The following is a 26,521-nucleotide window of genomic DNA, read 5'->3' as shown; positions in this document are numbered from 1 at the left end:
GGGAGCCAGGCCCCCATGACATCTCAGCCGGTGGGACCGCTGCTGGCCAGCGCGTCGGCGAGGTCCTTCGCGGCCTGCTGCAGAATCGGCACGATCCGCTCCGTCGCCGCCTCCGTCACCCGGCCCGCCGGACCCGAGATCGAAATCGCGGCCGAGGTGGGGGAGTCGGGTACGGAGACCGCCAGACAGCGCACCCCGATCTCCTGCTCGTTGTCGTCGACCGCGTAGCCGACCCTGCGGACCTGCTCCAGCGCGTCGAGGAAGCCGTCAGGAGTGGTGATCGTCTTCTCGGTGGCGGCCGGCATTCCGGTACGGGCGAGCAGGGCCCGTACCTCCTCCGGGGGCGTATGCGCCAGCAGCGCCTTGCCGACCCCCGTGGAGTGGGGGAGCACCCGGCGGCCCACCTCGGTGAACATGCGCATCGAGTGCTTGGACGGCACCTGCGCCACGTACACGATCTCGTCGCCGTCGAGCAGCGCCATGTTCGCGGTCTCGCCGGTCTCCTCGACCAGACGCGCGAGATACGGGCGGGCCCAGGTGCCGAGCAGCCGGGACGCGGACTCGCCGAGCCGGATCAGACGCGGGCCGAGCGCATAGCGCCGGTTCGGCTGCTGGCGCACATATCCGCAGATCACCAGCGTGCGCATCAGTCGGTGAATGGTCGGCAGCGGGAGTCCGCTGCTCGCGGAGAGTTCACTCAGCCCGACCTCGCCCCCCGCGTCCGCCATCCGCTCCAGCAGATCGAAGGCGCGCTCAAGGGACTGCACACCACCGCTGGAAGCAGCGGGCTTGGAGTCGGATGTGCTGGCGTGGGACGGCGGCACGTCAACGGTCCTTTCGAGGCGGAAGAGCAAGGCAGCAGCCTACCGGGCGGTTCCCGATCGGCCCACTGCTCCGGGTGCGGGGTCCTGGCCGGTCAGAGCCTGTTTGTCCCGGTGTCTGCAGTCGGCGGGGCAGTTCTGCGGCGCCGCACTGGTCCCATGTTACGTTCCGCTCTCCGAAATCAGTCTTCTACTTTGTGGAAATCTCCAGTTGTGGGTGCGGGTGGCCCACCGGCCGTCCGGCGGGGAAAGTGGGGTCTTGACGGGCCCGAATCCCGAGTGAAGACTCCTTCAACAGTTCGTTGAATTTGTCAGTGGCCGAAAGTCCGAAGTGAGGAGCACGGGTGTCCGGTGCGGACGTGAATCTGGTACTGCGCTCGACGCGTGTCGTCACCCCGGACGGGACGCGTCCCGCGGCGGTCGCCGTCGCCGACGGGAGAATCGACGCCGTCCTGTCGTACGACACCGAGGTGCCGGCCGGTGCCCGGTCGGAGGACTTCGGTGACGACGTCCTGCTGCCCGGACTCGTCGACACCCATGTCCATGTGAACGACCCCGGCCGGACCGAGTGGGAAGGATTCTGGACCGCCACCCGCGCCGCGGCGGCGGGCGGCATCACCACCCTGCTCGACATGCCGCTCAACTCCCTCCCGCCGACCACGACCGTCGGTCATCTGCGCACCAAGCAACAGGTGGCCGCCCCCAAGGCGCACATCGACACCGGATTCTGGGGCGGAGCGATCCCGTCCAATGTCAAGGATCTGCGCCCGCTGTACGAGGCCGGGGTGTTCGGCTTCAAGTGCTTCCTCTCGCCCTCCGGCGTCGATGAGTTCCCGGAGCTCGACCAGGAGCAGCTGGCCAGGTCCATGGCCGAGATCGCCGGCTTCGGCGGGCTGCTGATCGTGCACGCCGAGGACCCGCGCCATCTGGCCTCCGCGCCGCAGCGCAGCGGGCCCGCGTATGCCGACTTCCTCGCCTCCCGGCCCCGTGACGCCGAGAACACCGCGATCGAGGGGCTCATCGCGCACGCCAGGCGGCTGAACGCCCGGGTTCATGTGCTGCACCTCTCCTCCAGTGACGCGCTGCCGGTGATCGCCGCCGCCAAGCGCGAGGGCGTACGGATCACCGTCGAGTCCTGTCCGCACTTCCTCACTCTCACCGCCGAGGAAGTCCCGGACGGCGCGACGGAGTTCAAGTGCTGCCCGCCGATCCGGGAGGCCGCCAACCAGGACGCGCTGTGGGACGGGCTGGCCGACGGGACGATCGACTGCATCGTCTCCGACCACTCGCCGTGCACCACCGACCTCAAGACGCCGGACTTCGCCTCCGCCTGGGGCGGCATCTCCTCTCTCCAGCTGGGGCTCCCCGCCATCTGGACCGAGGCCCGCAAGCGCGGCCACTCGCTCGACGACGTCGTCCGCTGGATGTCGGCCGCCCCTGCGGAGCTGGCCGGGCTCACCCGCAAGGGCGCCATCGAGACCGGCCGCGACGCCGACTTCGCCGTCCTCGCCCCGGACGAGAGCTTCACCGTCGACCCCGCCGAACTCTTCCATCGCAACCAGGTCACCGCCTACGCCGGCAGGACCCTGCACGGCGTCGTGAGATCGACCTGGCTGCGCGGCGCAAGGATCGTGGCGGACGGCACCGTCGCCGGACCCACCGGACGCCTCCTCGAAAGGAACCACTGACCATGACGGCGACAGCCCGCTTCACCGGTGACGCGAATCCGTACGGCGGCGGCGATCCGTACGCCGACTACCGCACCGCCGACTTCCCCTTCACCGACCTCGTCGACCTCGCCGACCGGCGGCTCGGCGCGGGAGTGATCGCCGCGAACGACGAGTTCTTCGCCGAGCGCGAGAATCTGCTGAAGCCGGAGCCCGCCGAGTTCGATCCCGAGCGTTTCGGCCACAAGGGCAAGATCATGGACGGCTGGGAGACCCGCCGCCGACGCGGTGCGAGCGCCGGCCGGCCGCACCCCACGGACGAGGACCACGACTGGGCACTTGTGCGGCTCGGTGCGCCCGGAGTCGTGCGCGGCATCATCGTCGACACCGCCCACTTCCGCGGCAACTACCCGCAGGCCGTCTCCATCGAAGCGGCCTGCGTCCCCGGCACCCCGTCGCCAGGGGAACTCCTCGCACCCGGTGTGAAGTGGACAACGCTCGTACCACGTACAGCCGTTGGCGGGCACGCGGCCAACGGCTTCGTCGTCGCGGCCGAGCAGCGTGTCACCCATCTGCGGGTCAATCAGCACCCCGACGGCGGGATCGCCCGACTCCGGGTGTACGGCGAGGTCGCCCCCGACCCCGCCTGGCTGGCCGCCCTCGGCACCTTTGATCTGGTCGCCCTGGAGAACGGCGGCATGGTCGAGGACGCCTCCGACCGCTTCTACTCCCCGGCCACCAACACCATCCAGCCGGGCAGGTCCCGCAAGATGGACGACGGCTGGGAGACCCGCCGCCGACGCGACAAGGGCAACGACTGGATCCGCTACCGGCTCGTCGAGCAGGCGGAGATCCGCGCCGTCGAGATCGACACCGCGTATCTGAAGGGCAACTCGGCAGGCTGGGCGAGCCTTTCCGCATGCGACGGGGAGAGCGGCGAGTGGACCGAGGTGCTCCCCCGGACGCGGCTGGAGCCCGACACGAACCACCGCTTCGTCCTGCCGGCGGCGGTGCGGGCCACGCATATCCGGATCGACATCTTCCCCGACGGCGGCATCTCCCGGCTGCGGCTGTTCGGCTCACCGACAAAGGAGGGTGCCACGCGACTGGCCGCGCGCCACCGCGAGCTCGGCGGTTAGGGCCGCTGGTCCGCCCGAGAGCCGGACGGGCCGATATCCAGCCCGTCCGGCTCCATCCGGGTGTGCCCGATCGGTCCGCAACCAAGGCATATGGGACCCTAGGGGCATGATCTTCATCGCCGTCAAATTCACCGTCCACAGCGCCGACCGCGACAACTGGCTCCCGGCCGTCGAGGACTTCACCCTCGCCACCCGGAAGGAGCCCGGCAATGTGTTCTTCGAGTGGTCGTACAGCGTCGAGAACCCGGACCAGTTCGTCCTGCTGGAGGCCTTCGCCTCCCCCGAGGCCGGGGAGGCCCATGTGAAGTCGCAGCACTTCGCCGCGGCGATGGACACGATGGCGGATCTCGTCGCCCAGACTCCGGAGATCATCAACGTCGAGGTGCCGGGCGAGGGTTGGTCCCGGATGGCGGAGCTCACCCCGCGCGTGCGGTGATCCGCACGTTCGGTGTGTCCGTGCCGAGTGGCGCGGACACGGCGGCACGGACACACACCGACGCGACAAGCCCCTCAGAACTCCTCGTGGACCTCGGGATCCCCGCCGAACCGCTGCCGCGGCCCGGCCGAGATGCGGGCCAGCTCGTCCGCCGTCAGCTCGAACCCGAACAGGTCCAGGTTCTCGCGCTGCCGCCCCGGATCGGCCGACTTGGGGATCGGTACGGCACCGAGCTGGGTGTGCCAGCGCAGCACGGCCTGAGCGGGCGTCACACCGTGCGAATCGGCGACGGCGACCAGCTCCGGGGCGGCCATCAGATCGCGTCCGCGGCCGAGCGGGCTCCAGCTCTCCGTGACGATGCCCTTGGCGGCGTGCGCGGAGCGCAGTTCGTCCTGCGGCAGGCGCGGGTGCATCTCGATCTGGTTGACGGCCGGCAGCACCCCCGACTCCTGCTCCAGCCGGTCGATCTGGGCCGCGGTGAAGTTGGAGACGCCGATCGAGCGCGCGAGACCGTCCTCACGGAGCCGGATCAGCGCCTTCCAGGTGTCGACGTACAGATCGAGCCGGGGCAACGGCCAGTGGATGAGATACAGGTCCACGTACTCCAGCCCGAGATTGCGCCGCGACTCCTCGAACGACGCCAGCGTCGGCTCGTAGCCGTGATGCCGGCCCGGGACCTTGGTGGTGACGAAGACGTCCTCCCTCCGCACGCCGCTGCGGGCGATCCCGCGTCCGGTACCGGTCTCGTTGCCGTAGCTCAGTGCGGTGTCGACGAGCCGGTAGCCGAGGCCCAGGGCCCCGGCGACGGCCTTCTCCGCCGCGTCGTCGCCCAACGGCCAGGTGCCGAGCCCGACGGCGGGAATGGCGCGGCCGTCGTTCAGGGTGTGAACCGGGGTCTCGGTCATGATCTCCCTTTTCGTTCGGAAACCTCACTCGCCAGGGTAGGGCGGACCGGGGCGCGAGACACGGACCGTGTGGGTGAGCCCGGCTCGCAGCCCCATGGGCCCTGCGCAGTTGGGTGATAGACCTCGTCGCCCCGGTCGTGGCCACAGCCCCGCCGGATCGGACCGAGGACCGGAAGGCCGGCCGGCGGGTTGCCGCTGCGAAGCCGGGTCAAGCGGCGTGGCCCCCGTCCACCGTCACCTCCGTACCCGTGATGTACGCCGCCTCGTCACTGGCCAAGTAGGCGATCAGGGAAGCCACTTCGTCCACGGTGCCGAACCGGTCCAGTGCGGTAGCGGACAGCTGTCCGGCGGCGAACGGGCCGTCGGCCGGGTTGAGGTCCGTGTCGACCGGACCCGGCTGGATCAGGTTGACCGTGATGCCGCGCGGGCCGAGTTCGCGGGCGAGCGGCTTGGTCAGGCCGGCCAGCGCCGACTTGCTCATCGTGTAGAGGGTGGAGCCGGGACCGCCCGCGTGCCGGCTGAGAGCCGTGCCGAGGGAGATGATGCGGCCACCGTTCCCCATCAGTCCCGCCGCCGCGCGGCAGGCCAGGAAGACCGCCCGTACGTTGACCGCGAGCACCCGGTCGACGTCGGCGGGGGTGAGGGTTTCGATGGGGCCGAGGACGCCGATGCCCGCGTTGTTGACCAGGATGTCGAGCCGGCCGAACGCGTCGGCGGCACGGCGCACGGCCGCGGGGGCGGCATCCGGGTCGGCCGAGTCGGCGCGCAGGGCGATTCCGCGACGGCCGTACGACTGGATCCTCTTGACGACCGCCTGCGCGCCGTCCTCGTCCCGCACGTATGTCAGCGCCACATCGGCGCCGTCCCGGGCCAGCCGCAGGGCGGTCGCGGCACCGATGCCCCGGCTGCCGCCGGTGACGAGTGCGGCCCTGTTCGAGCCGGTGGGCGTGGTGGTGCTGGTCGTGGTCATGGTGGGTCTCCTGGTCCGTGAGGCCGGGTCCTGCCCGGCGTCGGGTCCTGCGGCGCCCGTGTCTTTCGGCGCCCGGGTCTTTCGACATGGACAAGGAAAGATCTTCTGCGCAGCGGAAACCGGCGGGAATCGGACGCCCACCCCGATGCGCCCGGGAGCGGGGGCTTCTGCCGGGTGGACCGATGAGTTCCGGACCAGAGTGAGGTCAGAAGAGGGAAGCGATCGATTTCCGGACCAGGAGAAGGACCATGACGAAGCTGACTCTCACCACATTTCTCTCGCTCGACGGAGTCATGCAGGCGCCGGGTGGCCCCGACGAGGACACCAGCGGCGGGTTCGAGTACGGCGGCTGGCTCGTACCGTTCGCGGACGAGGGCATGGGGCAGTTCATGACCGAGGTGTTCGACCGGTGCTCCGCGTTTCTGCTGGGCCGCCGTACGTACGACATCTTCGCCGCGCACTGGCCCAAGGTGACCGACCCTGACGACCCGGTCGCCGGCCGCCTCAACCGGTACCCCAAGTACGTCGTCTCGACCACCCTGGAGAAGGCGGACTGGCAGAACACGACCGTCATCTCCACCGACGTCGTCGAGGAGGTCGCCCGGATCAAGGAGCGGACGGATGGCGGCGAACTCCAGATCCAACGAGCAGCAACCGCCAAGGTCACCCATTCGGCCCCAGAACCCCCGTTCCCACCACCACGTACCCACCGACAGGACTCACCCCCACTCACTACAACGCACTTCAACGCAGCAAACCGACAGCAGCTCGCAACCCCTGCGGCCCGGATCGTCGACTCGGTGCGGCGGGTGGCGGCCGGTGATCCGGTGCTGTCGCCGGCGGTGACCCGCAGGCTCATGGCCCGAGCCGCCGGGACCGGGCCCGGGGGCGGCCGGGACGGCCGGGTGGACCGCGCCGACCGGGCACGACGGCGGATCGCCACGCTCGCCGACCGGGAACGCGAGGTCGCGATCGCCGTCGGACGCGGCCGTTCCAACGCCGAGATCGCCGCCACGCTCTATCTGAGCGTGGCGACCGTGAAGACACAGGTCTCCCGGATCCTGGCCAAATTCGATTTCAACAACCGTGTCCAGATCGCGCTGTTGGTGCACGACGCGGGCCTGCTGGACGACGACGGCGCAGGCCCGGCGGCATAGGCTGAACCGTCGATCGCGAGCGATCGAGTCGATCAGACCGGGAGGGGCGATCCCATGTCCGATGCCAGCAGCCACGTCGATGTCGATCTGCGCGGGGTCAAGGACTTCACCGCGAATCCGTATCCGTACTACGAGAAGCTGCGCGCCGCAGGACCCGTGCACACCATCCGTACCGACGAATTCGAGCGGATCTGGCTCGTGGTCGGGTACGGCGAGGGCCGCGCGGCCCTCGCCGACCAGCGGCTCGGCAAGGAGTGGCAGGGGCTGGTGGACCGGCCCGAGGGGAACGATCCGATCTTCGCCAACATGCTGGAGCTGGACGCACCCCACCACACCCGGCTGCGCAAGCTCGTCACCCGGGAGTTCACCGCACGCCGTGTCGAGGCCCTGCGCCCGCGCGTCCAGCAGATCACCGACGAGCTCCTCGACGCGATGGTGCCCAGCGGGCGCGCCGATCTCGTGGACGCGCTCGCCTTCCCGCTGCCGATGACCGTCATCTGCGAACTGATCGGTGTGCCGGACCTGGACCGCGACACCTTCCGCAAACTGTCGAACGACGTCGTCACCCCCTCCACGCCGGAGCAGGAGCGCGAGGCGGTGACCGCCATGGGCGTGTATCTCGCCGAGCTCATCGAGGACAAGCGGTGCTCGCCGGGTGACGATCTGATGAGCGCCCTGGTCAGGACACGCGACGAGGAGGGGGACGGGCTGTCGCCCGACGAGCTCGTGGGCATGGCCTTCCTGCTGCTCGTCGCCGGCCATGAGACCACGGTCAACCTGATCTCCAACGGGGTACGGGCATTGCTTCACCACCCGGACCAACTGGCCGCACTTCGCGCGGACTTCGGTCTGATCGGCGGCGCGGTCGAGGAGATGCTGCGCTATGACGGACCGGTGGAGACCGCCACGTTCCGCTTCCCCCGCGAACCGGTCGAGATCGGGCAGAGGGTCATTCCGGCGGGCGAGCCGGTTCTGATCTCTCTGGCGGGCGCCGACCGCGACCCCGGCCGCTACCCGGAACCGGACCGCTTCGACATCCGCCGCGACACCCAGGGGCATCTGGCCTTCGGGCACGGCCTGCACTTCTGTCTGGGTGCGCCGCTGGCCCGGATGGAGGGCCGGATCGCGATCCGTACGCTGCTGGAGCGGTGCCCAGGTCTCGCACTGGACGCGGACGCGGGGGAGCCGGACTGGCTCCCGGGGATGCTGATCCGTGGGGTCCGCGAGCTGCCCGTCCGCTGGTGAGGTAAGAAGCTCTGTCATGACCGGACTTGATTTGCAGATGGCGCAGAAGGTCCTCGACAGCCAGCCGTTCAGCGGGCTCGTCGGGGCGCGGATCACCGCCTTCGGGGACGGCGCCGCCACACTCGAAGTGGACATCCGTCGGGAACTCCAGCAGCAGAACGGCTTTCTGCACGGCGGAGTCCTGGCCTACGCCGCCGACAACTCGATCACCTTCGCCGCCGGGACTACCCTCGGCCCAGCCGTGCTGACCGGCGGTTTCTCCATCCAGTACATACGGCCCGCCACCGGCCGCACGCTCATCGCCCACGCCGATGTCGTGCACACCGGCCGCCGTCAGGCCGTGGTCCGCTGCGAGCTGTTCGCCGCGGGGGAGGGCGGGGCGAAGACGCTCTGCGCGGTCGCCCAGGGGACCGTACTGTCCGCCGCACCGTCCTGAAGTGCCCTGACCGCGCCCCTGGCGGCCGGTCAGCGGCAGTTCATCCGGCGGCGCGAGCGCCGGACCGGACGGCTGCTCCGTCGGCGATCTCCGCGATCCGCACGGGGCGCCGCTGCCGGCGGGACACCTCGCACGCCTCCGCGATCAGCAGCGCGTACCACGCTTCCCGCCCGTCGCACGGATTGGGCAGTTCGCCCCGCACCACCCGTACGAACGCGTCCAGTTCCGCCTCGTACGCCGGGGCGAACCGTTCCAGGAAGCCCGGCCAGGGGCGGAGCGGCGCGGTGGGGCCCTGCGGCTCCGCCGAGGTGACCGGTGTTCGGTCGTCCAGGCCGACCGTGATCTGGTCCAGTTCGCCCGCCAGTTCCATCCGTACGTCATAACCGGCGCCGTTGCAGCGGGTGGCCGTCGCCGTGGCCAGGGTGCCGTCGTCGAGGGTCAGCAGGGCCGCCGCCGTGTCCACGTCGCCGGCCACCCGGAACATCTCCGGCCCGGCATCCGATCCGGTGGCGTACACCTCGGTCACCTCGCGGCCCGTCACCCATCGCAGCATGTCGAAGTCATGGACCAGACAGTCCCGGTACAGCCCCCCGGAGAGCGGCAGATACGCGGCGGGCGGCGGTGCGGGGTCCATGGTCATCGCCCGTACGGTGTGCAGCCTGCCCAGCGTCCCTGCCCGCACGGCGGCGCGCGCTGCTGCGTACCCCGCGTCGAACCTGCGCATGAAGCCCAGTTGGAGGATGCTCCCCGCCCGGTCGACCTCGCACAGCGCGTTCAGTGTCCCCGGCAGGTCCAGTGCGATCGGTTTCTCGCAGAACGCGGGCAGTCCCGCTCGTGCGGCCCGCCCGATCAGTTCCGCGTGCGCCGAAGTGGCCGAGGCGATCACCACGGCGTCCACCCCCGTGCCGAACATCTCGGCGGCGCCGACCGCGGCCGTCGCGCCGACGCGGTCCGCGACCTCGGCAGCCCGCGCCCGGTCGGTGTCCGTCACCACCAGGGCATCCACCTCGGGATGGCGGGCCAGCACGCCCGCGTGGAAGGAACCGATCCGGCCGGTGCCGATGAGTCCGATACGCATGGACCCAACGTGCCGCCCACCGACTGCTCTGTCAACTATATGTCCTGACAAAGTGCGGATTTGTTCGGTGTTCATGCTGTCCGGACAACAGAACGACCTGACTACCGGAGGTTCTGACGTGAGGGATACCCTCCACGCGTGCCCAAACCCACCACCGACCCGGCCGCACTCGAACTCGGCGTGGACCGCTCCAGTCCGGTTCCCCTCTACTACCAGCTGGCCCAGCAGCTGGAAGCGGCCATCGAGCAGGGCCGGCTCGCCCCCGGCAGCCTCCTCGGCAACGAGATCGCACTCGCGGCCCGGCTCGGCCTGTCCCGGCCCACTGTCCGCCAGGCCATCCAGTCACTGGTCGACAAGGGGCTGATGGTCCGTCGCCGCGGCGTCGGCACCCAGGTCGTGCACAGCAGGGTCAGGCGCCCGCTCGAACTGAGCAGCCTCTACGACGACCTGGAGGCCGCGGGCGGGCACCCCACGACCCGAGTCCTGCGCAACACCGTCGAGCCCGCCGACGCCTCCGTCGCCGACGCACTCGCAGTCGCGGAGGGCACCGACGTACACCTCGTCGAGCGGCTGCGGTACGCGCACGACGAGCCGCTGGCACTCCTGCGCAACCACCTGCCCCTCGGGATCGTCGACCTGGGCACCGAACGGCTGGAGACCACCGGCCTCTACCGGATGATGCGTGGCGCGGGCATCACCCTGCACAGCGCCCGCCAGACCGTCGGCGCCCGGCTCGCCACCGCCGACGAGGCGGCCTCACTCGCCGAGACCGAGGGGGCCGCGCTGCTGACGATGGAGCGCACCACCTTCGACGACACCGGGCGGGCGGTCGAATTCGGCTCCCACATCTACCGGGCCTCGCGCTACTCCTTCGATTTCCAGCTGCTCGTGCGTTGACGACGGCCACGGGGCCCGTTGACGTCCAAGGCGCCCACCGCTAGAACTGCCGCCAGCCGCATTCGGGCGGCGGGGAGAGAGGGCGGACCCACGATGCGCAGCTTTCGCAAGTCGGCAATCCTGATCGCCACGGCCGCCATCGGCATCGGCCTCACCGTCACCGGATGCAGCAGCTCCGGCGGCAAGAGCGCCGAGGAGAAGCCCCAGGACGCAAGCGGCAGCGGGGGCAAGGCGGTATCCACACCCCGGATGAAGATCGCGATGGTCACGCACTCCGGGGAGGGCGACACCTTCTGGGACATCGTGCAGAGCGGCGCGAAACAGGCGGCGGCCAAGGACAACGTCGAGTTCCTGTACTCGGCGAACAAGGAGGGCAAGGAACAGGCCCAGCTCGTCCAGGCCGCCATCGACCAGAAGGTCGACGGCATCGTTGTCACCCTCGCCAAGCCGGAAGCGGTCAAGGACGTCGTCGCCAAGGCTGTGCAGACCGGCATACCCGTCGTGACCATCAACTCGGGCGCGCAGTTCGCCAAGGAGATCGGCGCGCTCGGGCACATCGGGCAGGACGAGAAGGTCGCCGGTGAGGCCGTCGGCGAGGAGCTCAATGCGCGGGGCCGCAAGAAGGCCGTCTGCGTCATCCACGAGCAGGGCAATGTGTCGCTGGAGGAGCGCTGCGCAGGTGTGCGCAAGACCTTCAGGGGCACCGTGGAGAACCTCAATGTGGAGGGCACCAACATGCCCGCCTCCACCTCCTCGATCGAAGCGAAGCTCCAGGCCGACAAGGGCATCGACGCGGTCGTCACCCTGGGCGCACCCTTCGCCGCCGCCTCCGTCAAGGCCAAAGAGGGCTCCGGCAGCAGGGCGGAGGTCGACACATTCGATCTGAACGCCGAGGTCGTCAAGCGGCTGAAGGCCGATGAGGTCGGCTTCGCCGTCGACCAGCAGCCCTACCTCCAGGGCTATCTCGCCATCGACGAACTGTGGCTGAACAAGACCAACGGAAACGTCATCGGCGGCGGAAAGCCGGTGCTCACCGGCCCGGCGGTCGTCACCGCCGACGACGTGCCGCAGCTGGAGGAATACACCGCGCGCGGCACCCGATGACCCTCCCGCGCGCCGCTGTGCACACACAGTGCCGACGTACGTGCCCCGCCCCTGCCGGGCGGCGCAGTCGGCGGCTCGGGGATACTTGGCCAGCCGGGCAGGGTGCGAATGGTCCCCGGCCCCACCAAGCAGCACAGCGAGCAGCACAAGAAGGGCACGGCGTCGTGGCAAGGGTTCGGACAGGGGTACGTGCGATGGGCGCCGTGCTTGCGGCGGTGCTCGGGGCTTCCCTCGTGGGATGCAGCAGCACCGGTGGCAAGCGGGCGGAGGAGCGCGCGGCCCAGGCCGCCGCCGAGGGCCGGTCCGCGGTGAACACGCCCCGCTGGACCTTCGCCATGGTCACCCACTCGGGCGACGGCGACACCTTCTGGGACATCGTCCAGCGGGGCGCCGAGCAGGCGGCCGTCAAGGACAACATCAAGTTCCTGTACTCGCACAACGACGAGGCGCAGCAGCAGGCCCAGCTCGTCCAGGCCGCCATCGACCAGAAGGTCGACGGGCTGATCGTCACACTCGCCAAGCCCGACGCGATGAAGGACGTCGTCGCCAAGGCCACCAAGGCCGGTATCCCGGTGATCACGGTGAATTCGGGCTCCGCGGAGTCCAAGCGGTTCGGCGCGCTCACGCATATCGGCCAGGACGAGTCGATCGCGGGTGAGGCCGTGGGCGACGAGCTCAACGCGCGGGGCCGCAAGAAGGCCCTGTGCATCCTGCACGAGCAGGGCAACGTCGGCCACGAGCAGCGCTGCGCCGGAGCGAAGAAGACGTTCGACGGGCAGATGCAGAACCTGTACGTCGAAGGCACCAACATGCCCGACGTCCAGGCGTCCATCGAGGCCAAGCTCCAGGCCGACAAGAACATCGACGCGGTCGTCACCCTCGGGGCGCCGTTCGCGGACGCCGCCGTCAAGGCGAAGAAGACCGCGGGCAGCAAGGCCGAGATCGACACGTTCGACCTGAACGCCAAGGTCGCCACGGCGCTCCAGGACAAGACCCTCGGCTTCGCGGTCGACCAGCAGCCCTACCTCCAGGGGTACGAGGCCGTGGACCTGCTGTGGCTGTACCGCTTCAACGGCAATGTGCTCGGCGGCGGACGCCCGGTCCTCACCGGCCCGCAGATCATCACCTCGAAGGACGCCGCCGAGCTGGCGGAATACACGAAGCGGGGGACCCGATGAGCACGGTTGCAGGGCCGTCCGCCCCGGCCGGGGCCGACGAGCGGCTGCTGCGCACCTCGCCGCTGCGCAGACTGCTCGGCCGCCCCGAACTCGGCTCGGTGGTCGGCGCCGCGGCCGTCTTCATCTTCTTCTCGATCGTCGCCGACAGCTTCCTGCGCACCTCCAGCCTCGGCACGGTGCTGTACGCGGCCTCCACCATCGGGATCATGGCCGCGCCCGTGGCGCTGCTGATGATCGGCGGCGAGTTCGATCTCTCCGCCGGTGTGCTGGTCACCAGCTCCGCGCTGATCTCGTCGATGTTCAGCTATCAGATGACGGCCAACGTCTGGGTCGGCGTGTTGGTGTCGCTGCTGGTCACGCTGGCCATCGGGGCGTTCAACGGCTTCATGCTGACCCGTACCAAACTGCCGAGTTTCATCATCACGCTCGGTACGTTCCTGATGCTGACCGGCCTCAATCTGGGCTTCACCAAGCTGATCAGCGGGACCGTGTCGACGAAGTCCATCGCCGACATGGAGGGCTTCGACTCGGCCCGGCAGGTCTTCGCCTCGCAGTGGACCATCGGCGGTGTCGAGCTGAAGGTCACCATTCTGTGGTGGGCCATGCTCGTCGCGATCGCCACCTGGATCCTGCTCCGTACCCGCTTCGGCAACTGGATCTTCGCGGTCGGCGGCGAGGCCGACGCGGCCCGCGCGGTCGGCGTCCCGGTGATCCGTACCAAGATCGGGCTCTACCTCGGGGTCGCCTTCGCCGCCTGGGTCTCCGGGCAGCATCTGCTGTTCTCGTTCGACGTGGTGCAGTCCGGCGAGGGCGTCGGCAACGAGCTGATCTACATCATCGCGGCCGTCATCGGCGGCTGCCTGATCACCGGCGGCTACGGCTCCGCGATCGGCTCCGCGGTCGGTGCCTTCATCTTCGGCATGACCAGCAAGGGCATCGTGTACGCGGAGTGGAACCCGGACTGGTTCAAGTTCTTCCTCGGAGCCATGCTGCTCCTGGCCACCCTGCTCAACGCATGGGTACGCAAGCGCGCGGAGGCGACGAAATGACGGCCCCCCAGGCACCGGCCGACCGGGAGACGTCCCACCGGGCGCTCGTCGAGCTGGATCACGTCAGCAAGTTCTACGGCAACATCAAGGCCCTGACGGACGTCTCGCTGGAGGTGCACGCGGGGGAGATCTCCTGCGTCCTCGGTGACAACGGCGCCGGCAAGTCCACCCTGATCAAGATCATCGCGGGGCTGCACCGGCACGACGCGGGGACCTTCCTCATCGAGGGCGAGGAGACCACCCTCGCCAACCCGCGCGACGCCCTCGACCGCGGCATCGCCACGGTCTACCAGGACCTGGCCGTCGTCCCCCTGATGCCGGTCTGGCGGAACTTCTTCCTCGGCTCCGAGCCGACCACCGGCGCGGGCCCCTTCAAGCGCCTCGACGTGCGGCTGATGCGCGAGACGACCCGCTCCGAGCTGCTGCGCATGGGCATCGACCTGCGCGACGTCGACCAGCCGATCGGCACGCTCTCCGGCGGCGAGCGCCAGTGCGTCGCCATCGCGCGGGCCGTCTACTTCGGCGCCAAGGTCCTCGTCCTGGACGAGCCCACCGCCGCGCTCGGCGTCAAGCAGTCCGGGGTCGTCCTCAAGTACGTCGCGGCTGCCCGCGACGCGGGGCTCGGCGTGGTCCTCATCACGCACAACCCGCACCACGCGTATCTCGTCGGTGACCGGTTCGTCCTGCTCAAGCGGGGCGCCATGTCCGGCAGCCACACCAAGGCGAGCATCACTCTGGACGAGCTGACCCGCCAGATGGCGGGCGGCAGCGAGCTGGAGGAGCTCAGCCACGAGCTGGAGCGGGCCCCGGGTCCGACCCATCTGGGCGGCCACCCGGTCGCCGACGACCCCCAGTAGCCCCGGGCCGGTACCGGCCCTCAAGCACCCGGTCCGCCAGCCGCAGTGCCCCGGCAGTGGCAGAATCGAGCCCGACGGGCGCAGTCCGCCGCCGGGAGCACCGCCCCCGGCCCCCCCCAGACCCCGCAGGGACGATGAGCACGTACCGCGACTTCACACACCGCGGCTCCGCCCGCGCCACCGTCCTGCGGACCGTAGGCACCCGGGAGCGGCGCTCGCACCTCACGGCGCCGCGGGTACCCACCGTCGGCATCGACATCGGGGGCACGAAGGTGATGGCCGGCGTCGTCGACGCCGACGGCAACATCCTGGAGCAGCTGCGCACCGAGACGCCGGACAAGTCCAAGAGCCCCAAGGTCGTCGAGGACACCATCGTCGAGCTGGTCCTGGACCTCTCCGACCGGCACGATGTGCACGCCGTCGGCATCGGGGCGGCCGGATGGGTCGACGCGGACCGCTCCAAGGTGCTCTTCGCCCCGCACCTCGCCTGGCGCGACGAACCACTGCGCGACGCCCTCGCCTCCCGCCTCGTCGTCCCCGTCATGGTCGACAACGACGCCAACACCGCCGCCTGGGCGGAGTGGCGTTTCGGAGCGGGCCGCGGCGAGGACCACCTCGTCATGATCACGCTCGGTACCGGCATCGGCGGCGCGATCCTGGAGGACGGTCAGGTCAAGCGCGGCAAGTACGGTGTCGCCGGTGAGTTCGGCCACATGCAGGTGGTGCCCGGCGGGCACCGCTGCCCCTGCGGGAACCGCGGCTGCTGGGAGCAGTACAGCTCCGGCAACGCTCTGGTCCGCGAGGCGAAGGAGCTGGCCGCGGCCGACTCCCCGGTGGCGCACGGGATCATCGAGCGGGTCAAGGGGAACATCCCCGACATCACCGGGCCCCTCATCACCGAACTGGCCCGCGAGGGCGATGCGATGTGTATCGAACTCCTCCAGGACATCGGCCAGTGGCTCGGCGTCGGCATCGCCAATCTGGCCGCCGCGCTCGACCCCTCCTGCTTCGTCATCGGGGGCGGCGTCAGCGCTGCCGACGACCTGCTGATCGGCCCCGCCAGGGATGCCTTCAAGCGCCACCTCACCGGCCGGGGCTACCGCCCCGAGGCCCGGATCGCAAAGGCGCAGCTCGGCCCGGAGGCAGGTATGGTCGGCGCCGCCGACCTCGCCAGGCTGGTGGCCCGCAGATTCCGCCGTACCAACCGTCGCCGCGTCGAGCGGTACGAGCGGTACGCGCAGATCTACGACCAGGCCGCGAGCACCATCCGTAACACGCGCAACACTCGCACCTCCTAGGGATCTCCACAGACATGACCGCAGCCGAGCACCCCGTCCTGCCGCGCCAGTCCTCGCCGCCCGACGACGACAAGCCGCCGCAGGACCGGCGCAGGGTGATCCGCCGCCGCCTGATCACGGCGACGATCATCGTGCTGCTCATCGGCATCCCGGCCGGCTATCTGCTGATCTCCGCGGGGCAGAGCCGCCGCTCCGGCCAGAACAAGGAGGCCGAGGCCTCCGTACAAGGGCTCAGGGAGGGCTGGCCGTCCCGGGTGCAGCGCCGGATCTTCGAGCTGCCGATGCCCGGCAACTCCCTGGACGTGCAGTACTACGAGACCAACAACTGGAAGGCCAGCCGGCTGTACGTGGAGTTCCGTACCACGTCCGCCGGGCTCGACCGGTTCCTGAGCCGGCTGGGCAGCGGCCGCGCCGCCCTGGAGGCCGGCAAGGTCACCATCGGCGACCGCGACCAGAAGGTCTCGGGCTGGAGCTTCGGCCCCGGCGTCGAGTGGGCGGGCACCACGCATACCAACAAGGACCCGCGGCCCACCCAGGACATCACCGTCAACATGTCCGATCCGATGAACCCTGTCGTATATGTCGTATCTGCGGCGACCCCCTGACCGGAAGCCGGCAGACCGCTCACTGGCCTGGAGCGAGTGAGCGACGCCAGTGACATGAATACCCCGCACCCCGGACCGGTCCCGCAGACCGCACAGCAGGGGCAGCCGGTAAAGGCCGCCGTCGGCCGCACCACGGTGATCGCGGACGGCGGCTTTTGAGGTGAGCGGGGTATCTGAATCGCTGCCCGTGAACGGCGATTACCGGGTAGGCAGGCCCTCCGAACACGGGAAGAAAGCCTGGTGGCGAAGTCACTCTCAGCCGAGGTGGGCGTCGAGAAAGCGCAAGACTTCAAGGTCCTCTGTGCTGCCGCCGCCTCCATGGCCGCCGTACTTCCAGATGCGAAGCTCCTTGCCGCCCGCATACGCGTCAAATGCACTGGCGACCGTCGGCGCCGGACACACTGTGTCGCGTAGCCCGGCAGAGAAGAGCGCCGGCGCTGTCGCGCGGGGGCCGAAGTTGACCGCATCCACATATGACAAGGCGCGCATCGCCTCTTGTTCTCGGTGGACATGGGTCTCCAACCATTTCACGATCTCCATGTATGGCCCGGATTCCGCGAGGGTGAGCGCACGCGGGATGTCGCACAGGAACGGGACCTTCGCCACGACCGCAGCGAGATCGGGGACCAGGCCCGCGACTGCGAGCGCGACTCCGCCGCCTTGGCTTGCCCCGAAGAGCGCAACACGCGACGGATCGATCCCGTCGAGACTCCGCATCGCGTCGACCGCACGGACGGCGTCGACAATGAGCCGACGGTAGTAGTAGTCGGACGGGTCCGTGATGCCCCGCGATGCGAAACCGGGGACAGACGGACCCGATCCATGGGGGTCGGCGGTGTGCCCGAGGCTGTGCACGCTCCCCTGCCCGCGGGTGTCCATCGTGAGGTGCGCGTATCCGGCCGAAGACCACAGCAGGTTGTCGATGTGCTCGCCGCGCCCATTGCCATAGCCCACGAACTCAACGACGGCCCCGGCCTGTTCCGACAGCCCTTTCGGCTTGCGGAGCCAGCCCTTGACCGCTTCACCCTGAAAGCCGGAGAAGGACACGTCGAACACATCGATGGTCTTCACCGGCGAGTCGATGCGGTCGATTCGGACGCTGAGCTCGAAGCTGCGTGCCTCGGCAAGTGTCTTTTCCCAGAAGTCGTCGAAGTCGGCGGAGGAAGCCGCCTCGTCATGCTCTCGACTCACTGGGGTCATCGGGTGGGTAAGGCGGGCCTGGGTCATTTTCCGTAGATCTCCACTTCGAGAACGCGTGCATTTGTGTACCCGGGTGCCGCACATGCTTTCGTGATGTGCAATCGCACACGCTTCGTCGTGACAGGAACGAAGGAGAGGTCGTTGAAGGTCCCCACGTAGACATCCCGATCACTGTCGGCAACTGCGGTGACGGTTTGCCACGTGGCGCCGTCCCACTGTTGCACCTCGAAATCCGCCACTTGGAATCCTCGGTTGGCCATGAACCCTGTGTGCACGCACACCCGACCGATTGTCTTCGCGCTCGACCAGGCGAACTCGAGGTCGTGCGGCTCGCCGGGTTGGGAAACCCACCGGCTCGAGTCCAGGTTTGTGATGCCGTCGACGAGCTTCGCGGTGGCGGTGCCGGCGAGGGTGGAGCTCGCCGTGATCGTCGCGTCACGCGCGACGTTCTTGAGTCGGGACGGAGCGGGGTGCGAGGCATCGGCTGATCGGACTTCGCCGGTTACGGCAACGACCTTGTAGTAGTTGTCTGCACTGGAGCTCGCCGTGTCGACCAGACTCTGGTCCGGATGGTTGCTTGCAACGACGGCGTACGGACCGGCTGGACCCTCGGCACGGAGCACATCAAAACCGGTCGCGGTGTCTGCCTCGACGTGCAGGCGATCAACGTTCACGGACGATCCGTTGGAGATGACACCGGCGCGGCCCGGTGCGGATTCCTGGAGGCTGCCTGAGCTCACCCGGAGCACTTCGCTGCCGTCGCGGAAGAGTGCGAGCGTCGCTGCGTTGAGTTCGAAGCGATAGGTGACCTGTCGTCCGGCTGTCGGCATCGCATACGGGTCGGTGATCGCGGGAGTCGAGCCGAGAATCGTCGTCTCGCCGTTGAGTACGCGGCCGATGCTGTGCTTCGTCGTCACGAAGTCGAAAACGGCGAACAGGTAGTTGGCGGCGTCCGAGTATCGGAGCACGAGTCCGGCCGAGCCGGACAAGGGTTGTGAGAACGCGAGTTCAGCACCGACGAAGTGGTTCGCGACAACGTCAGGACCGAACAGAGCCGTGCCGGAACCACTGATGGCGAGCCGCTTCGACATCCCGATTCCGTTGGCGAGTGGACCGTCAGCCCCCGGCAGGCTCACGACCTCCCACGGGCCGCTCAGGGCCCAATCGGCGGAGCCACTCTCCAGGTTCGAGCTCGCGATGCGCTTGTACGACGGCTTCCACCACACCGCGGTGCCACCGTTCCCGGCAGCCGCGAGCACGGTGTGTGGCGCGTAGGGCACATCCGCACTGGGGGTCGCCACCAGGGCGTTGGATGCCGAAGACTCGCCGTAGCCGTTCACCGCATGCACCGTGAATGTGCGCGCCTCGCCGTTCGCGATGCCACGCACGCGCAGGCCGATCGCGTTGCCGGCATCGATGGTGTTCTCATTTCCGACAGCACCGTGACGCACGATATAGCTGTTCGCCCCGACAACGGGCTGCCACGACACGTTGACGGAGCCATCGCCGGGCGCCGCCGCCTCAAGAAGCGGGGCGGCGGGTGCGGCGAGGAGCACATGACAGGGTTGTGATGCGGTGCCTTGTCGCTTCTTGGCCAGTGGCGCAACAGTGAACTCATAGGCCTTGCCCAACGCAAGCCCGGCGAAGGTCGCTTCGGTCTTCCTCGTCACTCGACGTCTCACAACGGTTCCGTTTGCGTCCCGGCAGAGTACGAGATAGTCACCGGTGCCGAGGGCAGGGGTCCATGCCACTTTGACGCGTCTGCCGTTCGGCCGGGCGCTGAGGATATTGGCTCCGTTGCGAGTGACGAGAGCCGGGTCAAGACTTGTGCGGGTCCGCTTCCAGCGCACCCTCATCACGCAGTACGCCGGCACCGCCACGACGCCGGATACGCTTCCCTCGGTCATGACGATGGAGCCCGGCACGGCGGCTGTGTTCTCCGCACGGGGGTCGTCCGAGCTTATGAACAGAGTGTCGAACGGACCGGGCAGCGTCACGCCGCCCCACTGGAGAGTGAGCGAATGCGCGGTGGCCGACTTGTTCGTGATCACGAGCGAGTCGTATCCGTCGAGTCCGACATACGCCTGCGTGTGCACGGCCGGAACTGTTCCACCATGCTTCGGCACGGTGACGACAGCCTCGGAAGTGGAGGTGGTGAGAGTGTGTGAACTCCGATTGATTGCGTCGAGGCACACGGCGAGGGCCAGCGCAGAGCCGTGTCTGACGATCCCGTACTCGAAGCCGGCGGTGTCCAGAGTCTCGCCGCGTTCGTAGACGGACTTCATCGTGTCGAGGTAGGGCTTGGTGAAGGTGGTGCCGAACTGCACCAAACCGTGCAGCATGACTCGATCGACATTCGGATGCGCCGAGAGCCGTGTGACGAATTCAGCCGCGAAGATCCCGTTGTACAGCGTGCGGATGATTCCGGATGTTGACAGGGCAGTCATTGTGCTTGGAGTCGAGTTGAACTCGCTGACGAACACACGCATGTCCGGGCGGCCCTTGGCGAGATAATAGCTGTCGATGTAGGAGTTCGTACGGTCGGCGAGGCGGGTGTTGAGGTCTTTCGCTGCGTCGTCGAACGTGCTGTATCGATCACCGCCGCCGTACATGTGGAAGGAGATCCCGTCCCAGTACTTGTCCGGGTAGGCGCCCAGCGCCTGATCCCACGCCGGGGCCTCGCCTTGCGAGAACATGACGTTCACCTGGGCGGCGGGATCAACCGCCTTGATGGCGTCGTAGTACGGCTTCATTCGCGTGGCGTAGTCCGTCGCGTCCATGAAGAAGGTCGGCAGCAGCCACCCTTCGTTGCTCAGCTCGAATGCCGCGACCCTGATGTTGTTGGCCAGGCAGTAGCCGGCGACTGCAGCGGCGGATTCCGGGGTGTCGGTGAAACCGTTGATGATGATCACCGTGTCGGCCTGAACGTCGTCGAGCAGGGCCTTGTAGCCCGCGAGGCGATGCAGATCCGGCTTGGCGCCGATGACCTGTGCATCGTCCTGCGACGTGTCGAATGCTGTCATCTTGCCGAAGAACTGTGCGGCCCACTCCGGGCGCACGTCTCCACTGCGAAGGTCGAAGTAGTCCGAATCCGTGCCGGAGGGGTACCGGAGTGTTCCGGTGCGGAGTTCTCTCGCAAGACTCGCTGCCTGCGGATCCCCGAAATTCATTCCGACCACCTGGAAGTCGGGGTTGTAACCGCCGAAGTTCGGCGCAAGGGGGGCAGCAGTACCCGGGTCGATGCTCACGGTGAGCGGCTCCCCGGCACTCGCGTTTGCCGCGGACGCACGCCCTGGCGCTCCATTCACCGAGATGAGTGCCGCGCCGGCACCCGCCAGCCCTGCTTTGATAACTGTTCTGCGTGATGCTTCCATGATCTCGACTCCCTTGTCTCGAACAGGTGTTGATGCGCAGCGGTGCTGCCGACCCGGCTGAGCCCTCGCCCGCACGATCCGGCCGGGCGTGCGGCCTGGGCTGGGTGCAAGCCGGGCTGCGACGGAGGCGTTCAGGCTCTTCGTGCAGCCCAGCTGCGATATATATATGGAACTTCCGGCCCTGCTGCTGCGCTGTCGCATTGCCGTCGGGTGGTGACGACTATTGGTGATCCCTGCGGTATGCGGGTGGGATGCCGTACGCGGAGGGTGGACGCCTGACTGCTGAGCGGCGGGCGCTTCGCGAACAGGTGCGGCTGAGGCAGGCGGGCGGTTCGCGGCGGATGAGAAAACCGCGGTGATCGCTCAGGAGTTGCGGGTGAGCGAGCGTTCGGTGGAACGCTGACGTCGAGCTCGGCGGGAGGGTGGTCCGCAGGCCCTGCGTTCCGCTCGGCCTGTGAAGGTGCCGAGGATCTCGGATGCCCAATTTGCGGTGCTGGAAGGAGAACTGGGCAAGGGCCCGGTCGCCCGTGGCCTCGAAAATTTCAGTGGTGCACCTACGGGCCGGGTTCAGGCGGTGATCGACCGCCGTTTCCGGGTGAGTGTGTCGGTGGCGACTGTGTGGCGGCTACTGAAAAGGCCGGCTGGTCACGGCAGGTGCCGGCGCGCAGGGCTCTGGAACGGGACTGACAGGCGGTGAGCTTGTGGGAGAGGAGATGTGGACGCAGGTAAGGCGCCGAGGCGGCGCTCGGTGCCTGGACCGACTACCGCGACCTGCTGGTCCGCGCGCACATCCGGCTCGGCGGACCGATCGTGGTGGTCCGGGAGAACCTCAACACCCATCGCGCAGCCGGCATGAGGAAGTACGCGGCCGAACACGACCGGCTCAGCGTCTTCCAGCCGCCCTCGCATGCTCCGGACCTCAACCCCGTCGCGTACTTCTTCGGGGCGGCCCGACGGCGAACTCCGCCTTCGAGGACCCGGACCACCTCATCCGAACGCTCCCCGAGGCCTCAGACACCTCCAACTCCAGCACCGACTCGTCGACGTATGCCCTGGCCGGGGCCGGACTGACGTTCACCACACCGACACCACCCTCAAAACCTCAGGAATTGGCGCGCGAGAAGTTCTTCACGTCAATCTGACCGGCGTCCACGGCATCCTTGAATGCGCTGTTGTAGGTCTTCGCGACGGTCGCGAGCCCCGAATCGATGTCCTCGGTGCCGAGAATCAGGCGCGCGAGGGAATCCCGGAAGTTCTCACCCTGCACATTCAAGAGCGCCGTCGGAGCGACGGACCACACCTCATCGGACTTTGACGGTGTATAATCAGAGTACTGGGGCCAGGTCGCGGATGCCTCTGCGGTCGCGGCCGCATCTTTACGGATCGGGAAGGTCAGCCCAGTCTTGCCGAGTTCCGCGTTGAGGTCGGAACCGATGAGCGTCTTGAGCACTTTCGCGGCGTCGGCCGCGTTCTCACTCGCAGCATTGATGGCGTAGGGCGTGCCCGCGTTCATGGCCTGACGGACCGGCTTCGTTTTGTCTGGAGCCGGCACTGCGGCAGCAGCCCAATCGACCTTCGTCGCGTTGGTCTCGTTGAGCACCCCGACATCCCATGAAGTGGAGATGAACATCCCGATCTTACCGTTCGAGAATGCCGCCCTCATGGCGTCGTTCTCCAGAGAGCTCGCTCCCGGGTATGCCCATTTCTTCGCGATGAGTTCCCGGTACAGCTCGACACCGGGCTTGTACTTCTCGCTCTGATACTCCTGTGCGTTCACGTTGAAGATGCCCTTGCCCGTGAGGTCGGCATCGCTGTTCGTGATGGCGGGGTCCAGCATCCAACTGGCCCAACCAACCCACTTGAGCGGGAGACCGAAACAGTAGGCGCCTTGGCCGCTTGCTTCGATGGCCGCACAGGCTGACGTCACTTCGGAGAAGGTTGTCGGCGGCTTCTCCGGGTCGAGACCGGCCTTGGCGAAGATGTCTTTGTTGTAGGCGAGCCTGGTCGTATCGGCGGTGGTGGGAACCGCGTATGTCTTGTCGTTGTAGATGTACGGCGACGGCTTCTGGAGCGCGCTCTCGTATGCCGCCAGGTCGTCACCGCTCAAGACATCGTCGAGCGGCTTGAGGAACCCCGCCGGGGCCAGCGCCTGCGCATTCGAGGCATCGAAGACATCGGGGCCCTTGCCGGTCTTGAGCGCCAGCTGGAGCGCGTCGAGGTAGGAGTCCGAAGCCTGAACCGTAACCTCGATCTCGGTGTGGTTGTCCTTGCCCCACTCCTCGAGGAAACTCTGGATCGCCTTGGACTGGGCGCCGTTCTGAATCCACACACTGACCGCCTGGTCGGACGATGTGGTACCGGAGCTGCATGCGGCGAGAAGAACCATTGATGCGCCTGCCCCTGCAACCGCTGCCCAACGCGTGAAGTGCCGTGTTCTCATTGCGTGATTCCCTTTGGTGTGTATTGCGGGATTGTCCGGACGAATATTCGAGGGCTTGGCCCCGTACGGCCGGGGATGAGTATCGCCACGCTGCCGACAGCGCCGAGGCTGATGGCGACGAACGCGAAGATGATGACGAGCTGTGGCGGGCAGATCGTGAAGATGATCAAGGATGCCGCCCAGGGGGTGAGTGCGGCGACAGTGCGGATCGGCCGGGTCACGGCCAGGACTCCGATCTGTCGAATAACCCCCTCCGGCGTGGGTGCGGTGAGGCATGCGACGGGGGCGACCGCCATCAACACGGCCGTGACAGCCGTTGCGGCCAGAGCGGCGCCGGATGCCGCGGGGCCTGCCCCGCTTCGCGCCAGCCATGCAAGGCTCAGTGTCAGCGCACCGGGTATCCCGATGAACGCCATGGCGAAGATGGTCGTCGTGGCCCGGTTCCACATAGTGAACAGGAATCGACGCCAGCTCGGTCCGTCGCCGTCCAGCAGACGTGTTGCACCGTCGTAGAGTGCCACCGTTGCGAATGGGGTGGTGACGAGAGGCAACGAGCAGAGTGCCCAGAGCACGGTGAGCCAGGCAAGCGAGCTGAAAATTGAACACGCTCTGGCGATCCCGCCGACGATCACTGAGCGATTCATCCCTTGACGCTCCCCTCGGTCATCCCCTGGATGAAGAAGCGTTGGAAAACGAAGAAGAGGATGACGATGGGCACGACGATCAGCATCGCTCCGGCAAGCATCAGGTCGTACGCCTGCGTTCCCTCCGAGGTGCTCCTGAGTGCGAACACGCCCACCACCAGCGTCCTGAGCTCTTGATCGCTGATCGTGAACACATACGGAATCTGGAAGTTGTTCCATGCTTCCTGGAATGCGAGGACCCCGGTCGTTGCGAGAATCGGGCGCATGAGCGGCAGTGCAAGCCGCGAGTACACCCCGAAGAGCCCGAGGCCGTCCAGCCGGCCGGCTTCCTCAAGCTCGATCGGCAAACTCTCGCAGAATGCTCGGATGAGGAACACGTGAATGATCCCAATACCGGAGAGCTCAACAAGAATGACGCCGAGGAGGTTGTCGACGCCCAGGATCTGCGCGATCTCGAGCCGCGGATAGAGAGTGGCTGTGCCCACGCCGACGAAGAGCGTGAATGACATCACGGCGAAGATCGTACGATGGAAGGGAACGGCTCGTCTGGCCAGGAGGTAGCCGAGCATGGAAGAGGCGAAGATGTCGATTCCGACAACACCGGCTGCAACGACCACAGAGTTGAGGAGGTACTGACTGAAGCCGCCCTTCTCCCACGCGCGCACGTAGTTGTCGAGCGTCCATGTGGTCGGGAAGAGCTGCGAGCCACTCGTCAGAATCTCAGCTGACGGTTTGAATGACGCGAAGAATGCATAGACCAAAGGGACGAGCGTGATGATCGCAACCGTGGTCAGGAACAGGTAGACAAGCAGTCGCAGTGCGGCTCTTGAGGTCTTTCGACGACTCATCGCTTGCCTTTCTTGGCTGTCGCGGTCTGTTCCCGTGCCGCCCTGTCACGGGACACCGCCATGTACACGAGTGACACGATCGCCGCAATGATGCTGGCGACGACGGCGAGTGCAGACGCATACCCGTACTGGCTCCCGCGGTCGGTGCCGAAGAAATAGTCGAAAAGGTAGGTGTACATGACGTCAGTCTGACCGGCCGGCCCCCCATCGGTGAGCGTCTTCACGAGGTCGAATGAACGAAGGGAGAAGACGATCGAGAGCACGACGACGACGCGAGTGATGGGCGCGAGCAGCGGCAGTGAAACGTGCCGGAACCGTTGGATCGCATTCGCGCCATCCAGCTGGGCGCTCTCCAGAAGGTCTTTCGAAACCGTCTGCAACGCAACGAGGAAGAACACCATGTTGATTCCGAAGTTCGACCATACCCCGACAAGGACCAGGCTCGCGAGGGCCGTTCCCTGGCTGCCCAGCCAATCGACGTCAGTCGAGAGCAAGTTCAGCGCTTGGAGTATCCCGTTGATCACCCCGTTGTCGGGCCGGAGGAGAAAGTAGAACACGATGCCGATGATGGCAATGGATATGACATAGGGCAGGAAGAAGAGCCCCCGAAACAGTCCCATCCCTTTGATCCCGCTGTTGAGCACCATGGCCAGAAGCAATGAGAGCGGAAGCCCGATCACGATCTGTCCGACAGCGAAAACCAAGGTGATCAGAACCGCCTGCCACCAGGACTGGTCCTTGAACATGAGTTGGTAGTTGTCCAGGCCGATCCACTGGGGTGACGTCACGCCGTTGTACCGCGTGAAGCTCAGGAACACCACATACGCGACGGGAAGCAACGCGAACAGCACGAGTGGGATCAGCGACGGCAGCGCCATGAAAGTACCAACGAGGCGTTCCCGCGACTGCCACCGTGGGCGCCGCGATTGGACCAGCGCGGCGATCTGACGTTCGTCTTCTCGACTGCCGGCTCTTGTCTTCGTCTTGGCTCTGCTCACCAGAGTTCCACCATCGCACTCCCTGCGAGACGGGCGAAGTGCTCCGCTGCGTCCCACGTTCACACGGTCCGACTCAGCACCGCGTCGTCGGAGGCGCGGGCGCAGCCGCAAGCAGAAAACGGCTCGAGCGGCATTGCCCAGTTCTCGTCCGATCGCGCTTCATCGCCCCGATTCC

The 26,521-nt window shown here is 67.5% G+C and carries 23 protein-coding genes and 1 pseudogene; 14 read left to right on the top strand and 10 right to left on the bottom strand.

The features are described 5' to 3' along the window. Positions 1 to 23: 23 nt before the first annotated feature. Positions 24 to 824, bottom strand: a complete 801-nt coding sequence (locus OG609_RS07395) for an IclR family transcriptional regulator (protein ID WP_327272051.1) — start codon at positions 822 to 824, stop codon at positions 24 to 26. A 341-nt stretch (positions 825 to 1,165) separates the two neighbouring features. Between OG609_RS07395 and allB the strand changes: the two genes are divergently transcribed. The 3 genes from allB to OG609_RS07380 all read left to right on the top strand — a co-directional run bounded on the left by allB (position 1,166) and on the right by OG609_RS07380 (position 4,063). Further along, a complete protein-coding gene (allB, locus tag OG609_RS07390; RefSeq protein WP_327272050.1) occupies positions 1,166 to 2,509 on the top strand; it encodes an allantoinase AllB in 1,344 nt (447 codons plus the stop codon). A gap of 2 nt (positions 2,510 to 2,511) precedes the next feature. Beyond that, positions 2,512 to 3,627: an allantoicase gene (gene alc, locus OG609_RS07385; protein ID WP_327272049.1), complete on the top strand. Its 1,116-nt coding sequence runs from the start codon at positions 2,512 to 2,514 to the stop codon at positions 3,625 to 3,627. Positions 3,628 to 3,733: 106 nt separating this feature from the next. Continuing rightward, the gene (locus OG609_RS07380; protein ID WP_327272048.1) at positions 3,734 to 4,063 is read left to right on the top strand and encodes a putative quinol monooxygenase; all 330 of its coding nucleotides are present in this window, start codon (positions 3,734 to 3,736) and stop codon (positions 4,061 to 4,063) included. 74 nt (positions 4,064 to 4,137) lie between these two features. Here the strand turns inward: OG609_RS07380 and OG609_RS07375 are convergent, their stop codons facing one another. After that, the gene (locus tag OG609_RS07375; RefSeq protein WP_327272047.1) at positions 4,138 to 4,968 is read right to left on the bottom strand and encodes an aldo/keto reductase; all 831 of its coding nucleotides are present in this window, start codon (positions 4,966 to 4,968) and stop codon (positions 4,138 to 4,140) included. A 208-nt stretch (positions 4,969 to 5,176) separates the two neighbouring features. Further along, a complete protein-coding gene (locus OG609_RS07370) occupies positions 5,177 to 5,938 on the bottom strand; it encodes an SDR family NAD(P)-dependent oxidoreductase (RefSeq protein WP_327272046.1) in 762 nt (253 codons plus the stop codon). A 248-nt stretch (positions 5,939 to 6,186) separates the two neighbouring features. On the opposite strand from OG609_RS07370, the gene OG609_RS07365 reads away from it, so the two are divergent. From OG609_RS07365 to OG609_RS07355, 3 genes are read left to right on the top strand one after another with little or no spacing between them, the layout of a single operon-like run. Further along, positions 6,187 to 7,095 carry a LuxR C-terminal-related transcriptional regulator gene (locus OG609_RS07365; protein WP_327272045.1) on the top strand — a complete coding sequence of 303 codons (909 nt, stop codon included), beginning with the start codon at positions 6,187 to 6,189 and terminating at the stop codon, positions 7,093 to 7,095. Positions 7,096 to 7,149: 54 nt separating this feature from the next. After that, the gene (locus tag OG609_RS07360; protein ID WP_327272044.1) at positions 7,150 to 8,340 is read left to right on the top strand and encodes a cytochrome P450 family protein; all 1,191 of its coding nucleotides are present in this window, start codon (positions 7,150 to 7,152) and stop codon (positions 8,338 to 8,340) included. A 16-nt stretch (positions 8,341 to 8,356) separates the two neighbouring features. Next, entirely contained in the window at positions 8,357 to 8,776 is a 420-nt protein-coding gene (locus tag OG609_RS07355; RefSeq protein ID WP_327272043.1) for a PaaI family thioesterase, read from the top strand. Positions 8,777 to 8,816: 40 nt separating this feature from the next. Here the strand turns inward: OG609_RS07355 and OG609_RS07350 are convergent, their stop codons facing one another. Further along, positions 8,817 to 9,854: a Gfo/Idh/MocA family protein gene (locus tag OG609_RS07350; protein WP_327272042.1), complete on the bottom strand. Its 1,038-nt coding sequence runs from the start codon at positions 9,852 to 9,854 to the stop codon at positions 8,817 to 8,819. A gap of 138 nt (positions 9,855 to 9,992) precedes the next feature. Here OG609_RS07350 and OG609_RS07345 point away from each other — a divergent pair, with 138 nt between their 5' ends. The 7 genes from OG609_RS07345 to OG609_RS07315 all read left to right on the top strand — a co-directional run bounded on the left by OG609_RS07345 (position 9,993) and on the right by OG609_RS07315 (position 16,842). Continuing rightward, positions 9,993 to 10,751 carry a GntR family transcriptional regulator gene (locus tag OG609_RS07345; RefSeq protein WP_327272041.1) on the top strand — a complete coding sequence of 253 codons (759 nt, stop codon included), beginning with the start codon at positions 9,993 to 9,995 and terminating at the stop codon, positions 10,749 to 10,751. 93 nt (positions 10,752 to 10,844) lie between these two features. Further along, on the top strand, positions 10,845 to 11,855 hold the full coding sequence (locus OG609_RS07340; RefSeq protein ID WP_327272040.1) for a sugar ABC transporter substrate-binding protein: 1,011 nt from the start codon (positions 10,845 to 10,847) through the stop codon (positions 11,853 to 11,855). Between the two features lie 164 nt (positions 11,856 to 12,019). After that, entirely contained in the window at positions 12,020 to 13,033 is a 1,014-nt protein-coding gene (locus OG609_RS07335) for a sugar ABC transporter substrate-binding protein (RefSeq protein ID WP_442817947.1), read from the top strand. After that, positions 13,030 to 14,082, top strand: coding sequence for an ABC transporter permease (locus tag OG609_RS07330; protein WP_327272038.1), 1,053 nt, complete (start codon positions 13,030 to 13,032; stop codon positions 14,080 to 14,082). The genes OG609_RS07335 and OG609_RS07330 overlap by 4 nt, the downstream gene beginning before the upstream one ends. Beyond that, positions 14,079 to 14,939 (top strand): ATP-binding cassette domain-containing protein, encoded by an 861-nt coding sequence (locus tag OG609_RS07325; protein WP_327272037.1) that lies wholly within the window; start codon positions 14,079 to 14,081, stop codon positions 14,937 to 14,939. Before OG609_RS07330 ends, OG609_RS07325 begins: the two co-directional genes overlap by 4 nt. A 134-nt stretch (positions 14,940 to 15,073) precedes the next feature. Then, entirely contained in the window at positions 15,074 to 16,237 is a 1,164-nt protein-coding gene (locus OG609_RS07320) for an ROK family glucokinase (protein WP_327272036.1), read from the top strand. 14 nt (positions 16,238 to 16,251) lie between these two features. Continuing rightward, positions 16,252 to 16,842 (top strand): hypothetical protein, encoded by a 591-nt coding sequence (locus OG609_RS07315; RefSeq protein ID WP_327272035.1) that lies wholly within the window; start codon positions 16,252 to 16,254, stop codon positions 16,840 to 16,842. A 255-nt stretch (positions 16,843 to 17,097) separates the two neighbouring features. Here the strand turns inward: OG609_RS07315 and OG609_RS07310 are convergent, their stop codons facing one another. Both OG609_RS07310 and OG609_RS07305 read right to left on the bottom strand, forming a co-directional pair. Then, positions 17,098 to 18,069, bottom strand: a complete 972-nt coding sequence (locus OG609_RS07310) for an acetylxylan esterase (RefSeq protein ID WP_327272034.1) — start codon at positions 18,067 to 18,069, stop codon at positions 17,098 to 17,100. After that, on the bottom strand, positions 18,066 to 21,290 hold the full coding sequence (locus tag OG609_RS07305; protein ID WP_327272033.1) for a discoidin domain-containing protein: 3,225 nt from the start codon (positions 21,288 to 21,290) through the stop codon (positions 18,066 to 18,068). The genes OG609_RS07310 and OG609_RS07305 overlap by 4 nt, the downstream gene beginning before the upstream one ends. 377 nt (positions 21,291 to 21,667) lie before the next feature. Here OG609_RS07305 and OG609_RS46115 point away from each other — a divergent pair. Beyond that, positions 21,668 to 22,558, top strand: a pseudogene (locus tag OG609_RS46115) (winged helix-turn-helix domain-containing protein). Here the strand turns inward: OG609_RS46115 and OG609_RS07295 are convergent. Genes OG609_RS07295 through OG609_RS07280 form a run of 4 tightly spaced genes read right to left on the bottom strand, consistent with a single transcriptional unit; the run spans position 22,519 to position 26,346 of the window. Next, positions 22,519 to 23,802 (bottom strand): ABC transporter substrate-binding protein, encoded by a 1,284-nt coding sequence (locus OG609_RS07295; RefSeq protein ID WP_327272032.1) that lies wholly within the window; start codon positions 23,800 to 23,802, stop codon positions 22,519 to 22,521. The pseudogene OG609_RS46115 and the gene OG609_RS07295 sit on opposite strands and share 40 nt — an antisense overlap. A gap of 50 nt (positions 23,803 to 23,852) precedes the next feature. Next, entirely contained in the window at positions 23,853 to 24,488 is a 636-nt protein-coding gene (locus OG609_RS07290) for a hypothetical protein (protein WP_327272031.1), read from the bottom strand. An 8-nt stretch (positions 24,489 to 24,496) separates the two neighbouring features. Continuing rightward, positions 24,497 to 25,348 (bottom strand): carbohydrate ABC transporter permease, encoded by an 852-nt coding sequence (locus OG609_RS07285; protein ID WP_327272030.1) that lies wholly within the window; start codon positions 25,346 to 25,348, stop codon positions 24,497 to 24,499. Continuing rightward, positions 25,345 to 26,346, bottom strand: coding sequence for a carbohydrate ABC transporter permease (locus tag OG609_RS07280; protein WP_327272029.1), 1,002 nt, complete (start codon positions 26,344 to 26,346; stop codon positions 25,345 to 25,347). The genes OG609_RS07285 and OG609_RS07280 overlap by 4 nt, the downstream gene beginning before the upstream one ends. Positions 26,347 to 26,521 lie beyond the last annotated feature (175 nt).

Origin of the sequence: Streptomyces sp. NBC_01224 (assembly GCF_036002945.1) — a bacterium.
Classification (GTDB): domain Bacteria; phylum Actinomycetota; class Actinomycetes; order Streptomycetales; family Streptomycetaceae; genus Streptomyces.
The sequence above is the reverse complement of the archived record's forward strand: the minus strand, read 5'-3'. Positions and strand labels throughout refer to the sequence as shown.

What these genes read in the sequence shown, in the direction of transcription:
- OG609_RS07380 (WP_327272048.1), top strand. Translation starts at nt 3,734, where the DNA reads ATGATCTTCATCGCCGTCAAATTCACCGTCCACAGCGCCGACCGCGAC.
- OG609_RS07285 (WP_327272030.1), bottom strand. Translation starts at nt 25,348, where the DNA reads ATGAGTCGTCGAAAGACCTCAAGAGCCGCACTGCGACTGCTTGTCTAC.
- OG609_RS07340 (WP_327272040.1), top strand. Translation starts at nt 10,845, where the DNA reads ATGCGCAGCTTTCGCAAGTCGGCAATCCTGATCGCCACGGCCGCCATC.
- alc (WP_327272049.1), top strand. Translation starts at nt 2,512, where the DNA reads ATGACGGCGACAGCCCGCTTCACCGGTGACGCGAATCCGTACGGCGGC.
- OG609_RS07360 (WP_327272044.1), top strand. Translation starts at nt 7,150, where the DNA reads ATGTCCGATGCCAGCAGCCACGTCGATGTCGATCTGCGCGGGGTCAAG.
- OG609_RS07330 (WP_327272038.1), top strand. Translation starts at nt 13,030, where the DNA reads ATGAGCACGGTTGCAGGGCCGTCCGCCCCGGCCGGGGCCGACGAGCGG.
- OG609_RS07325 (WP_327272037.1), top strand. Translation starts at nt 14,079, where the DNA reads ATGACGGCCCCCCAGGCACCGGCCGACCGGGAGACGTCCCACCGGGCG.
- OG609_RS07365 (WP_327272045.1), top strand. Translation starts at nt 6,187, where the DNA reads ATGACGAAGCTGACTCTCACCACATTTCTCTCGCTCGACGGAGTCATG.
- OG609_RS07375 (WP_327272047.1), bottom strand. Translation starts at nt 4,968, where the DNA reads ATGACCGAGACCCCGGTTCACACCCTGAACGACGGCCGCGCCATTCCC.
- OG609_RS07295 (WP_327272032.1), bottom strand. Translation starts at nt 23,802, where the DNA reads ATGGTTCTTCTCGCCGCATGCAGCTCCGGTACCACATCGTCCGACCAG.
- OG609_RS07370 (WP_327272046.1), bottom strand. Translation starts at nt 5,938, where the DNA reads ATGACCACGACCAGCACCACCACGCCCACCGGCTCGAACAGGGCCGCA.
- OG609_RS07310 (WP_327272034.1), bottom strand. Translation starts at nt 18,069, where the DNA reads ATGACCCAGGCCCGCCTTACCCACCCGATGACCCCAGTGAGTCGAGAG.
- OG609_RS07350 (WP_327272042.1), bottom strand. Translation starts at nt 9,854, where the DNA reads ATGCGTATCGGACTCATCGGCACCGGCCGGATCGGTTCCTTCCACGCG.
- OG609_RS07355 (WP_327272043.1), top strand. Translation starts at nt 8,357, where the DNA reads ATGACCGGACTTGATTTGCAGATGGCGCAGAAGGTCCTCGACAGCCAG.
- OG609_RS07320 (WP_327272036.1), top strand. Translation starts at nt 15,074, where the DNA reads ATGAGCACGTACCGCGACTTCACACACCGCGGCTCCGCCCGCGCCACC.
- OG609_RS07315 (WP_327272035.1), top strand. Translation starts at nt 16,252, where the DNA reads ATGACCGCAGCCGAGCACCCCGTCCTGCCGCGCCAGTCCTCGCCGCCC.